The following is a 12,269-nucleotide window of genomic DNA, read 5'->3' as shown; positions in this document are numbered from 1 at the left end:
CTGATCAAACCCCTGTACTGGAATGGTTATGCATGGATAAAAAGCCTGTGGACACCGGAAATGTTATCGACATGTTTACCCGCAAACCTGTGGATGACAACAGCGCCAGTAAAATTATCAGACTGGCTCCCGAGCAGGACGGCCTTGAAATGCTGTATAGCAATGATGCCAATCCCGACAAGCTATTCAGTATGAAGATTCTATGCTGGGCCTTGATGAAAAATGGCGAAGTGGATGCACTGATTCCATGGCTTAACAAGGTGGTACCCGCCAGAGAGCTGAATGACCCCTTAAACGGGCACTGGGAAGGTTATTATGACAGTTACCACGACCAGGCCTTCTTCGAGCCCCCTTTTCACAAAGTGACTGAGCTTGAAACCGCTGCGTCCTATTTCAACCCTCCATCGGACGATGCGGATCTGGTTATTCAGGAAATCACTGACGGTATTGGCACCCATGCAGTATTAACCGAAGACCAGTTTAAAAGCATCATTCTGGTTCATGTCACCAGCTGGCGCCTATACAACGATGGCCGTTTGCTCGCCATGTTGGCAGATGAAAAAAAAGTGGATACAACACCGGTACTGACAGGAGATGAATGTCTTTTTCCCGCCCAGGAGCACCAGGATTTCCGCTACTTTTTCCACCATATTATTGCCAATAAAATCAAGCATGGTGACCCGGAGGCCATTGCTGCGTTCTCTAACCTGATAGAAGGCTAGCCCGTTTTACGGATTAGATAGTAGTAGCGATTTTCCCGCTCTTCATTTTCCAGCAGCTCATGATCCAAAAAATTACAGAACTTCGGAATATCCCGGCAGGTTGAAGGGTCCGTTGCCACCACCCGAACCACTTCCCCAGGCGCCATATCCCTGACGGCGTTGTGTAACATCATGACCGGCTCCGGGCAGAAAAGGCCACAGGTATCCAGCTCATGACTGATTTCAATTTGTTCCTCTAAAACCACTCTTTAAATACCCCTTATCAACCAACCATTGTTAATGCTAATCCTGCGATATGCCACCGCCAGGCCCAGGCTTCTGACCAGCATAAACGTTGTATAGGCAAGCCATAACCCGTGATTTCCCATAGATTGGGTTATATACCAGCAGGGCAAAAAAGCCCCCACTGTAGCCAGCAGGGTGGTATGCTGCATCATATCCGTCTTCACTGCACCTATAAATACGCCATCAAGCCAGTAACACCAAACAGCTACCAACGGCATCATCACCAGCCAGGGCATATATTCACTGGCAACCGAGGCCACTTCAGGAATATCTGTTAACACATTGAGTAGCAGGTCCCCGCCAAGGGCGAAGGCTAGCATAAACATCAGCCCACAGACTAAGGAACAGTAACCGGTCACTCGCACCACGCCTTTAAAGCGATCCAGCTGTCTCTGGCCCAACGCCTCTCCCGCCAGAGCCTCAGCGGCATGGGCAAAACCATCCAGGCCATTGGATATCAACATGAGCAGGTTTAATAACAGAGCATTAGCCGCCAGCACCTCATCGCCAATCTGTGCGCCCCTTGAGGTAAAAAAGGCCTGGGTAAATAAAAGGCACAGGGTTCTCACAAATAAATGCCGATTTAGCATGATCAGCTGCTTGAAAGCGCTGAAATTAAGAAGTACCCACCAGTCAAACGTATTTTTCCCAGTCCCCAATACTCTGCGCACCCAAATCAGACCCAGTGCCAGACTCAGATAGTCAGCAATGACTGTTGCCATCGCCGCCCCTTCGGTTGCCCAACCCAGCCCCAGGACAAACAACAGATCCAGCACGATATTGGTGGCATTGGCTATCACCAGCATCATCAAGGGTCCCCGGGGTTTTTGCATGCCCAGCAACCAGCCCACCAGGGCATAGTTGCATAATACCGCCGGAGCAGAAAATATCCGGGTTTCAAAATAGATGCGTGCCTGTGCCGAAACCGCAGGACTGGCGTCAAAAAAGGGCAGTGCATACCTGATAATCAGGGGAGAAAATGCCATGATCAACAGGCCAATCATTCCTGCCAGGGCCATTGACTGTAACAGCCAGCGCCGAATGGCCTCACTGTCCCTGCGGCCACAAGCCTGGGCTACCAGCCCCGTTGTGCCCATGCGCAGAAAGCCAAATGCCCAAAATAGAAAGCTGAAAATCGTCGCACCTATGGCCACGCCTCCCAGGTATTCAGATGAGGGCAAATGGCCAAGAACGGCTGAATCCACCAGCCCCAGCAGGGGAACAGAAATATTGGAAATAATGGCAGGCCAGGCAAAATCCCAGACCCGGCGATAAATAGCGTTGCTGGATGCCAAACGTGACTCCCCCGGGGTTAAAACAGTGGCAAAATTTTAGTTGGTGATTGGCAAAAAGGGTATGGGTATCAGCACTTAGCAGCACTGGAAGCTGACGATACCTGTTCATATGAAACATCAGTCAATAAATAAATGCTTCGCTCTCTGAGAGTTGCTGCACTAAAACAACTGAACCTCCTTCCCTATCTATAACCTTTGCAAAAAGGGCTCGCAGCAGCCCTTTTCCATAGGCATTCGCAGTAAAATTGATAGTTATACTTTTTTTATTATTAACAACGTCCTGTATTTTTCTATTTCCTTCAAATCCGTTATAAGTGCCTTTTAACAAAGAAATTAATGACTCACCTAACTCAACCAGCTGATCATTCGAATAGTTTGGCATCTGCCTGGAAGCCATTACCAGGGCTTTCAAAGCAACACGCTCTGCTGCAACAACATCTGCATAAGCAGCAGAAAAAACCAGATTCACAGTAATCAACAACAATAAAAAAATGACTTTCTTCATAATTTCACTACACCATAACCCGTTTGAAAACCAGATAGTTGTAGCCTGCTTATCTAGCAGAGCCACTTCTAAAGCGCGCCCCACGCAGATCTGTCAAATGATCATTTTCTAACTGGACGCAGTTTAGTCTTCACAGCTTATTATTTTAACTCATGGAAAATAGTCCGTTTTTTCCCAGCCACTATCAAAGCGATCATACCACCGCCAACGAAGTGTATTCTGTTACTCGTAAGCTGGAGGCTTTTGCTTACCCAGTAGACTTCTGGCATCAGCGCCCTGAATTTTTGCCCGATATTTGTAGCAGCCACAGATATTCCTTAGGTTTAAACCCTAAAAAAACTGCTTGGTATTTTGAAGGAGGAGTAACCGGGGTTATTGTTATTTCCTGAAACCCATGATTATAGGCATAATGAAAAATCGAAATATTAACAGCCAAGTTTGCCCGCTTGTATTTTGGTCGCTCAGATAACACATTTTCTGGTGCTGACACGCATCTTAAAATATTTATTTTCCCTAAAAAATCGAATTTTTCATATTGAGTAAATGATATAAGCCTGCCTTCATGAGAAAAGGAAAATACACAATTTTTTGAGCTAAGACCATGTTCTCTTATATAAACATCCAAAAGTTCTACGGCTTGCCTTGCAAGGATATACTTTTCACAACCTTTAACTAAATAAGATGTGATGTTTTTTTGATATAAAGTCCGCCAGCTTTTGATTTCATCACCTACATGCTGATAAAAACAATCAAATTCAGGTTCACCAAAACAATCTCCATGCACTATAAAAAAAGGTGCGCCCTCTTCATATTCTTCTCCAGTCCAAACCAAGCTTTTTGGTGGTAAATATTTAGTTGAATGAATATCAATATCTTTCATTAAAACAAACCACCGCCCCTCACCGAAGGAAAAAGCAAAAGCAGAGTAAATAACAAAAAAAATGAAATTCAAAAATCTCAAAAAAACCTCTTTTATCACTCCATGAAGCCAGGTGATATTTTGATAATAAAACTTCACAATAATCTCAGTACCCTCAAAGTATAAACAACACCCCGCAACCAAAAATTTCTCTAAAAGAATAGGACCAAACCATAAAAACCTCGACCCAAAGATAAAAAAACAACAAACCCCACTGAAAGATAGGTGTTTTTACGCACTGACGTTTATTTAAAAAACTTTTATTTTGACTTTTAGTTATATAGAAAAACTTCTATAAATTGATGTGATCTGAGACTGGTTTTCAAAGCCCGGGAACACATCATGGCTGTCCCGACTGCTCCGCTGGGGATTGTTGAGTTCACGATAAAATCTCAGCAACCTCTAAAGAGTTGACGGCCTTTGTCGGCCTGCAAGGGTAAAGAAGTCATGCCTTATTCAGGCAGCTTTCTGTTTCCCGGGCAGTTCGGCTCCACCCGCTGCACAAAGATGGAGTCATTAATGCGACGACAAGACCGTATCGCCCTCGGTTTTATGACCTTTGCCCTTTTTCTTGGGGCTGGCAACGTGATTTACCCCCCTATGCTAGGGCAACAGGCTGGTTATGAGCTGGCCTTTGCCGCTATCGGCTTCCTGCTAACGGCAGTGGGCCTGCCTCTGGTCACCCTGGTCTCCATGGCTCATGCAGGCGGACCTCAGGGAATGACCCGGCTGTTGCCAAAACGCTGGAGCACCCTGTTCTGGACAGCCCTTTTTATTGTTATTGGCCCTGCCTTTGCCATCCCAAGAACGGCGGTTGTCGCCTATGAATTGGGAGCCGTTTCCTTTTTATCAGACCCCCAAAACTGGCACCTAGCCTTATATACCCTGGGTTTCTTTGCCATTGCCCTCGCTCTCGCCTTTAACCCCGGTTCACTGGTGGGCACCATCGGGAAATATATGACACCGGCACTACTGCTGTTACTGGCTATTATCGGAATAGGCGTAATGGTCAACCCTCAGGATATCATTCAGGCTCCGGTGAGCACCTATGCCAGCACTCCATTCCCTGAGGGCTTAATCCAGGGTTATATGACCATGGACTGTTTGGGTGCCCTGGGCTTCGGTGCAGTGATTGGTCAGGCTATCCGTCAGTTAGGCATTACCAACCCGAAAGAAATCGCCAAATGCACCATCCAGGCGGGTCTTATCGCAGCTGCCGGCCTTGGACTGGTTTATGTCATGCTGATGTATCTGGGGGCAACCAGCACCAGCATTGCCAGCGGTGCCGAAAACGGTGGAAAAATCCTTGCCCTTTATGTATCCGCCCTGTTTGGCTTGCCCGGTAAAATTGCCTTAACCGGCGTTATTACCCTGGCCTGTCTGACCACTGCCATTGGTGTAAGCACCGCATGTGCTGATTACTTCAGTGAGCTGTCCGGCAATAAAATCGGCTATAAAAAAATGCTGGTTGTCATCATGTCTCTTTCTGCCCTGGTAGCCAATATTGGCTTAACACAACTGATCAGTATTTCTGTTCCGGTTATTGTGGCTATCTACCCACTGGCTATTGCCCTAGTGGTGATGAATCTGCTACGGAATAAAATGCCGACCGCCTCCAGAATTTTCACCCTGACGATTCCTGTGGTTTCTATTTTTGCCCTGATAGATGGACTCAATGCCGCCAGCTTATTACCTGAAACCATCAAACTTCAGATGGAACAGTGGTTACCATTGTTTGATCAGGGACTTGGCTGGATTGCGCCGTTTGCTATAGCTCTGGGTCTCTCATGGCTTACCAGCCTCAAAGGGCAGGTTGGACTGGTTAAAGGTGTGTAAGCAATAGGGACTATTATAACCTTACGAAATCCCCCTTAGAGGCTGCTTGAAAAACAGCCTCTTACATCAATCAATGCCTCTGTTACTGTACAACTCACTCTCTGACTTGCCGCGCGCTCATAAAATTTGCCACAGCACTGGCGGCAGTCCCTAAATGCTGGTCATGAGAAAATCCGGATAACTTTCTCGGTTTCAGGTCATGATTGCCATCTTCGAGCCAATGAATATTGACCATATCACCCAGAATATACTGGCTAACGGTATTTTCATCTCCCATGGTATCCCGTTCTCCCTGCAAAATAAGAACAGGTTTTGCCAACTCTTTCAGATGATCAACTCGAGGGCGCTCTTTTTTTCCGATGGCATAAAAAGGATAACCCAGGCAAACCACTCCAGAAACAGCACTTTTCCCTGAATGTTCTGACAACAATAACGTGGCCATTCTTCCTCCCATGGATTTTCCGCCAATAAAAACAGGAGCGGAGGTCATTACCACAACCTTATCAAGCACCTTTTGCCAATGCTCCAGCAACACAGGCTGCCGGTCTGGCGGACGTTTCTTACCGGAAGCCCTGCGCTGCTGCATATAGGGAAATTCAAAGCGAACAGTAGTCACCCCCCATTCACATAACAGCCCGGCCATCTTTTCCATAAAGTCACTATCCATTCCAGCCCCTGCACCATGAGCCAAAATCAGTACAGGTGCATCTTCACCCGCATCATTCCAGATAAAATTATCTTCCATTAATAGACTCCGCTACTATATAAAACTGCCAATAATAATTTTAGGGACACGAAAGGACTCTATTCTACACAGGCGTAACTATGATCAAACTGAAAACCTACCAGTTTCAAGGCACCCCTGAACAGATTGGGCATGGCCATGGCGAAGAACTCAGAAGCACCATCCAGGGATTTGTCCAGGTTCGAATGGATGCAGCGGTCAGGTATTTTCGTGAGCAGGGCATTAAAGACGATTCTCTCATTGATGGCCTTAGAAACACAGGAAAAGCCTGCTGGAAAATTTTCGAGACTTGGGACCCTGAAGGGTTTGAGGAACATAATGCCATTGCCCGGGCCGCCCATGTGGATGCTGCCGACCTTTATACCATTACCAATTATACCGATGTCCGGGATGCCTATATGCTTGCGGGTTCAAAGCCTGATGCAGAAGGTTGCTCTGCCCTGATGATTCCCCCGGAACATAGCCAATCAGGCAGCGTCCTGGCCGGCCAAACCTGGGACTTAAACCCTGAAGATATTGACTACGTCATTGCGGCTCATTGTGTCCCCAATAAAGGGCCAGCCCGCTGGAGTGTCAAACTGGCAGGCTGTTTAAGTTTAATGGGAATGAACAGCCAGGGCCTGGCTGTGGGCACCACCAATTTAAAAACCTGGGGTTCCAAACCGGGCATTGGCTATTTGAACCTTATTCACCGCTCATTACGGTGTAATACACTGGAAGAAGCCAGCAGAATATTGGCTGAAGCGCCTAAATCCGGCGCCCATACCTATTGGCTTGCTGACCCGCATCAGGGCGTAAGGTTCGAAGTCACCGGATTCAGCCATGACCAACAAAGTCTGGAAAAAGCGCCCATTGGCTGGACTAATCACTGTTTGAACCCACGCCATCAGGCAGAGGAATATGAACAACCGTCAGCGTCCAGCCTGACCCGTCTGGAACGCCTTCAAGAGCTAATCAATACCCGCTCCATCACGATTGAAACCATCAAAACAATTTTAGCCAACCGGGATGATGGAGCCAACAGTATCAACCGTTACCCGGAAGATAAGAGTTATGCGGCCACCAATGCCTGTATGATTGCCGATATGGCAAAGGGCGAGCTTCATGCTTGCCGGGGACCCGCGGATCAGGGCGAATGGCAAACATTAACATTTTAGGGGATTAATTGATTTTAAACATGGACTAAATAGTATCCCCCTATACAATTTAGTCTCCCTTTATCTCACAAGGCTGTAAACGATGCCAATACCCCAGTCCGGTATCACCGCCGAAGCTAACACCGATGCCCTGTTCCTGACCTTGCTGATTAATCAGGACCAGACGAATCTGGATACCATAAAAAAGGTTTGCGCAGAAATACCCGTCATAACCAGTAACCTGGCCAACCAATATCCAGATGCACGACTCACATCAACAATCAGTATTGGCAGCGAAGCATGGGACTGTTTATACCCTCACAAAAAGCCAGAACAGCTTCACCCGTTTAAACCTTTCAAAAGCGGTCATCGTGAAGCTCCAGCCACACCAGGCCACTTGCTGCTCCATATCCGCTCGAACCGAAAGGACCTTAACTTTGCCTTAATGCACGACACTCTGGAGAGGTTTGGTGACAGCGTTCTGGTTGAAGAAGATATCTGCGGATTTCGCTATCTAGACAGCCGTGACCTCACCGGATTTGTTGACGGCACAGAGAACCCGACAGGAGAAAACCGCGCACAGGTTGCCCTGGTAGGCAGCGAAGACGCTACTTTTGCCGGAGGCAGCTACATCCACTGTCAGCGTTATATTCATAAACTGACAAAGTGGAACCAGCAACCCATCGCTCATCAAGAAGAAATTATTGGTCGAACCAAAACCGATAATATTGAGTTCAGTGCCGAACAAAAAGCGCCCCATGCCCATATTAAACGCGTCAACATCAAGGATGATCAAGGCAAGGGCATGGAAATCCTTCGTCACAGCATGCCCTATGGCAACAGTAAAGAGGCCGGGTTATTTTTTATAGCCTATGGCAAAACGCCCCTGCATTTTGAGCTTATGCTCGAGAAAATGATAATGGCTGACAGCCATGGTCATTATGACCACTTAATGGACTACTCCGATGCTGTCACAGGCTGCGCTTTTTTTGCCCCTTCCATTGAATTTCTTTCAGGCTCTGTCCTCTAATACCTGCACCTCTCGTTCCCAGCGTCCCCGCTGGGAATGCATACGAATATTTCTAGCTAATATCAGGCTTACGGCTTGCGGAGGTATACGTTCCCAGGCAGGAGAGACTGTCGCGAAACTCAATTCTGTAGATAAAAAGTAGGGTTTTTACTCTTTTTTAACCACGGAGACACAGAGGCACAGAGGCACAGAGTTTTTGTATCTTTAAACTATAAATCTCCGTGCCTTTGTGTCTCCGTGGTTAATAAAAATAACTTTTGCGACAACCTCAGGAGCCTGGGAACGAGTCTACGAGTCTAGATCCACCCAGCAATGGCCGCGTTTTAGCCCCAAAAAGCAATAGCACTATTAAGGCCAGTTCTGTATGATTGACCAAAAAAAGTAAAGATTCTGTAAAAAAAATGATCATAGCAGATACAGTCTTTATGGGGAGTGATCAAAAATGCAGTACCAATGGTTTAAAAAACACCCGCCGCTTATCCGTTAATTCCTCCGGAATCACAGTGAACTAATCAGTCTGCCATTGACAAATATCAAAATATTTAAAGTATTGTTTAACCAAAATCAAAAGAAACAACAAATACAAACCGAAGGTGGCATGGAGCATGAGTACAGAAAAAATACAACCAATCCGCACCCCAACGGATTATAACTACAAGGTTGTCCGGCAGTTTTCCGTGATGGCAGTGGTATGGGGCGTTGTGGGCATGGCCGTTGGTCTCCTGATTGCCTCGCAAATGGTCTTTCCTGAACTCAATTTTAATTTACCCTGGACCAGTTTTGGCCGTTTAAGGCCACTGCATACCAACGCCGTTATTTTTGCCTTTGGCGGCTGCGTCCTGTTTGCCACATCCTACTATGTGGTTCAAAGAACCTGTCAGACCACCCTGGCCCTACCCTGGCTGGCAGCATTTACTTTCTGGGGCTGGCAACTGGTGATTGTGCTGGCCGCCATTAGCTTACCCCTGGGTTATACTGCCGCCAAAGAGTATGCCGAGCTTGAGTGGCCCATTGATATATTAATCACCCTTGTCTGGGTATCTTACGCCGTGGTCTTTTTTGCCACCATCAGAAAGCGATCTGCACGGCATATTTATGTGGCCAACTGGTTTTTTGGCGCCTTTATCATTACAGTGGCTGTCCTGCATGTTGTGAACAGTGCTGCCATTCCTGTCAGTCTGACCAAGTCCTACTCTGTCTATGCCGGTGCCATGGATGCCATGATTCAGTGGTGGTATGGCCATAATGCGGTGGGCTTCTTCCTGACGGCTGGTTTCCTGGGCATCATGTATTATTTTGTCCCTAAGCAGGCAGAACGCCCGGTTTACTCTTACCGTTTATCCATTGTTCACTTCTGGGCGCTGATAGCTATCTACATCTGGGCCGGTCCCCATCACCTGCACTACACGGCACTGCCCGACTGGGCTCAAAGCCTTGGCATGGTAATGTCCCTGATTCTGCTGGCCCCTTCCTGGGGAGGAATGATTAACGGCATTATGACTTTGTCCGGTGCCTGGCATAAATTACGGACAGACCCTATTTTGCGTTTCCTGGTGGTTTCCCTGTCCTTTTATGGCATGTCCACCTTTGAAGGACCCATGATGTCCATCAAAACCGTCAACGCCCTTTCCCACTATACCGACTGGACTATTGGTCATGTGCATTCCGGTGCCCTGGGCTGGGTTGCCATGGTCTCTTTTGGTGCTCTTTACCATATGATCCCCAAGGTCTGTGGCCATAAGGAAATGTACAGTACCCCCCTGATCAATGCCCACTTCTGGCTATCCACCATTGGTACGGTGCTTTATATCGTTGCCCTTTGGGTTAACGGTATAACCCAGGGTTTAATGTGGCGCGCCGTGAATGCAGACGGCACACTCACCTATAGCTTTATTGAGTCCGTCACAGCCAGTGGCTTTGGCTATATTGTCCGGGCAGTGGGGGGAGGTTTCTTTGTCCTGGGCATGTTGATAATGGCCTATAACGTTTATCGCACCACCACAATGACAAAAGCAAAAGAAATACCATCAGCCGGTCCTGAGGCGGCCTGATCCGGGAGTGGGATAACCATGAAAAAACATGATGTGGTAGAAAAAAATATAGCGCTGATGGTAGCCCTGATTGTTGTAGCCATCAGCTTTGGTGGACTGGTGGAGATTGTGCCACTATTTTTCCAGAAGGAGACCACCGAGCCTGTTAAAGGACTGAAGCCGTATACTGCCCTGCAACTGGAAGGACGGGATATCTATATCCGCGAAGGCTGCCTGGGTTGCCATTCCCAAATGATCCGTCCCCTCCGCGCGGAAGTGGAACGCTACGGTCATTATTCTGTGGCTGGCGAATCAGTATACGAACACCCCTTCCTCTGGGGTTCCAAGCGAACAGGGCCGGATCTGGCAAGGGTTGGTGGGCGCTATTCCGATGACTGGCACAGGGCGCACTTAATTAACCCACGGGATGTTGTTCCCGAATCCATTATGCCTGCCTATCCCTGGCTTGCAGATAATACCCTTGACGGTAAGCTCACCGGTAAAAAAATGAGTGCCTTGCGCCAGGTGGGAGTTCCCTATACCGATGATGACATTGCCGGTGCCCGGGAGGCAGTTAAAGGACATACTGAACTGGATGCCCTGGTGAGCTACCTGCAATCCCTGGGAACAACCATCAAGGGAGGCCGCTAATGGATATTAATACCCTGAGAGGTCTGGCAACGGTCTTTGCTGCCATTGCCTTTCTTGCTATCTGTTTCTGGGCCTACGGCAGTCGTCGCAAAGCCGATTTTGAAGAAGCGGCCAATCTCCCCTTTGCGGATGAAATACCCACAGAGCCACAAAAAAAAGGCCAGCAGAATAATAGCCATTCCAACAATAATAAAGGAGCCGAAACACCATGAGCAGTTTCTGGAGCGGGTGGATCATTTTCCTTACCCTGACTTGTCTGGCACTGGTGATTTGGGTTTTATTCTCCACCCGAAAAACACAGCGCCCGGATCTGACGGAAGAAACCACCGGTCACCATTACGACGGTATTGAAGAACTGGACAACCCCCTTCCCCATTGGTGGTTTTTGATGTTTGTGGCCACTTTGGTGTTTGGTGCTGGTTACCTGTTACTTTATCCTGGCCTGGGCAAGTGGGAGGGGTTCTTTGGCTGGACCTCCACTGGTGAACTGGAACGCCATGAACTCAAACATAGCCGTCGGTATGCCCCGGAGTTTGCCCGCTATGCCGCAACCCCCATAGAGGAACTGATTAACAATCCCAGGGCATTAAAGATGGGACAGCGTATTTATATGAATAACTGCGCCCTTTGCCACACCAGTGACGCCCGGGGTACTTTTGGCTTTCCTAATTTAACAGACAATGACTGGCTATATGGCGGTACCCCGGATGCCATAAAAACAACACTATTAATGGGAAGACAGGGCCAGATGCCAGCCTGGGTAGCTATTATTGGGGAGAAGGGCGTAAATCAGGTGACACACTATGTGCGAACCTTGAGCAGACTGGAAACCAGGGCCAGTAATGAAACCCTGGCGGCTGGAAAAGCCATCTATGACACCACCTGCTCTGTCTGTCACGCCCCGGATGGCACTGGCAACCAGGCCCTGGGGGCACCCAACCTCACCAATAATACCTGGCTGTATGGCTCCAGCCATGAGCAGATCGCTTACACCATCCGTAGTGGGCGAAATGGTGTGATGCCCGCCTGGAAAGATATTCTTGGGGAGGAGAAAGTCCACCTTGTGGCCGCTTATGTTTATAGCCTTTCCCATAAGGCTAAAAACGAAGAGTAGT

Annotated in this window: 13 protein-coding genes; 8 read left to right on the top strand and 5 right to left on the bottom strand. The window is 47.9% G+C overall.

Annotated elements, in window-relative coordinates:
• Positions 1-32: 32 nt before the first annotated feature.
• Positions 33-722, top strand: a complete 690-nt coding sequence (locus MJ595_RS14165) for a hypothetical protein (protein ID WP_263078599.1) — start codon at positions 33-35, stop codon at positions 720-722.
• On the opposite strand, the gene tusA is transcribed toward MJ595_RS14165, so the two are convergent.
• The 4 genes from tusA to MJ595_RS14145 form a co-directional block, all read right to left on the bottom strand.
• Positions 719-967, bottom strand: coding sequence for a sulfurtransferase TusA (gene tusA / locus MJ595_RS14160; protein WP_263078598.1), 249 nt, complete (start codon positions 965-967; stop codon positions 719-721). The genes MJ595_RS14165 and tusA overlap by 4 nt on opposite strands.
• 3 nt (positions 968-970) lie before the next feature.
• Entirely contained in the window at positions 971-2,302 is a 1,332-nt protein-coding gene (locus MJ595_RS14155; RefSeq protein ID WP_263078596.1) for an MATE family efflux transporter, read from the bottom strand.
• Positions 2,303-2,423: 121 nt separating this feature from the next.
• Positions 2,424-2,771: a hypothetical protein gene (locus MJ595_RS14150; RefSeq protein WP_263078595.1), complete on the bottom strand. Its 348-nt coding sequence runs from the start codon at positions 2,769-2,771 to the stop codon at positions 2,424-2,426.
• 304 nt (positions 2,772-3,075) lie between these two features.
• Positions 3,076-3,825 (bottom strand): hypothetical protein, encoded by a 750-nt coding sequence (locus MJ595_RS14145; RefSeq protein WP_263078594.1) that lies wholly within the window; start codon positions 3,823-3,825, stop codon positions 3,076-3,078.
• A gap of 348 nt (positions 3,826-4,173) precedes the next feature.
• Between MJ595_RS14145 and brnQ the strand changes: the two genes are divergently transcribed.
• The gene (brnQ, locus tag MJ595_RS14140; protein ID WP_263078593.1) at positions 4,174-5,562 is read left to right on the top strand and encodes a branched-chain amino acid transport system II carrier protein; all 1,389 of its coding nucleotides are present in this window, start codon (positions 4,174-4,176) and stop codon (positions 5,560-5,562) included.
• A 94-nt stretch (positions 5,563-5,656) separates the two neighbouring features.
• On the opposite strand, the gene MJ595_RS14135 is transcribed toward brnQ, so the two are convergent.
• Positions 5,657-6,307 (bottom strand): alpha/beta hydrolase, encoded by a 651-nt coding sequence (locus MJ595_RS14135; protein ID WP_263078592.1) that lies wholly within the window; start codon positions 6,305-6,307, stop codon positions 5,657-5,659.
• 80 nt (positions 6,308-6,387) lie between these two features.
• On the opposite strand from MJ595_RS14135, the gene MJ595_RS14130 reads away from it, so the two are divergent.
• From MJ595_RS14130 to ccoP, 6 genes are all read left to right on the top strand, one after another.
• The gene (locus MJ595_RS14130) at positions 6,388-7,464 is read left to right on the top strand and encodes a C45 family peptidase (protein WP_263078591.1); all 1,077 of its coding nucleotides are present in this window, start codon (positions 6,388-6,390) and stop codon (positions 7,462-7,464) included.
• 82 nt (positions 7,465-7,546) lie between these two features.
• Positions 7,547-8,473: a Dyp-type peroxidase gene (locus tag MJ595_RS14125; protein WP_263078590.1), complete on the top strand. Its 927-nt coding sequence runs from the start codon at positions 7,547-7,549 to the stop codon at positions 8,471-8,473.
• Between the two features lie 605 nt (positions 8,474-9,078).
• A complete protein-coding gene (ccoN, locus tag MJ595_RS14120; RefSeq protein ID WP_263078589.1) occupies positions 9,079-10,524 on the top strand; it encodes a cytochrome-c oxidase, cbb3-type subunit I in 1,446 nt (481 codons plus the stop codon).
• 18 nt (positions 10,525-10,542) lie between these two features.
• Positions 10,543-11,154 carry a cytochrome-c oxidase, cbb3-type subunit II gene (gene ccoO / locus MJ595_RS14115; RefSeq protein WP_263078587.1) on the top strand — a complete coding sequence of 204 codons (612 nt, stop codon included), beginning with the start codon at positions 10,543-10,545 and terminating at the stop codon, positions 11,152-11,154.
• On the top strand, positions 11,154-11,366 hold the full coding sequence (locus MJ595_RS14110) for a cbb3-type cytochrome c oxidase subunit 3 (protein WP_263078586.1): 213 nt from the start codon (positions 11,154-11,156) through the stop codon (positions 11,364-11,366). The genes ccoO and MJ595_RS14110 overlap by 1 nt, the downstream gene beginning before the upstream one ends.
• A complete protein-coding gene (ccoP, locus tag MJ595_RS14105; protein ID WP_263078585.1) occupies positions 11,363-12,268 on the top strand; it encodes a cytochrome-c oxidase, cbb3-type subunit III in 906 nt (301 codons plus the stop codon). The genes MJ595_RS14110 and ccoP overlap by 4 nt, the downstream gene beginning before the upstream one ends.
• Position 12,269: the final 1 nt, after the last annotated feature.

Source organism: Endozoicomonas sp. Mp262 (genome assembly GCF_025643335.1).
Lineage (GTDB): Bacteria > Pseudomonadota > Gammaproteobacteria > Pseudomonadales > Endozoicomonadaceae > Endonucleibacter.
The sequence above is the reverse complement of the archived record's forward strand: the minus strand, read 5'-3'. Positions and strand labels throughout refer to the sequence as shown.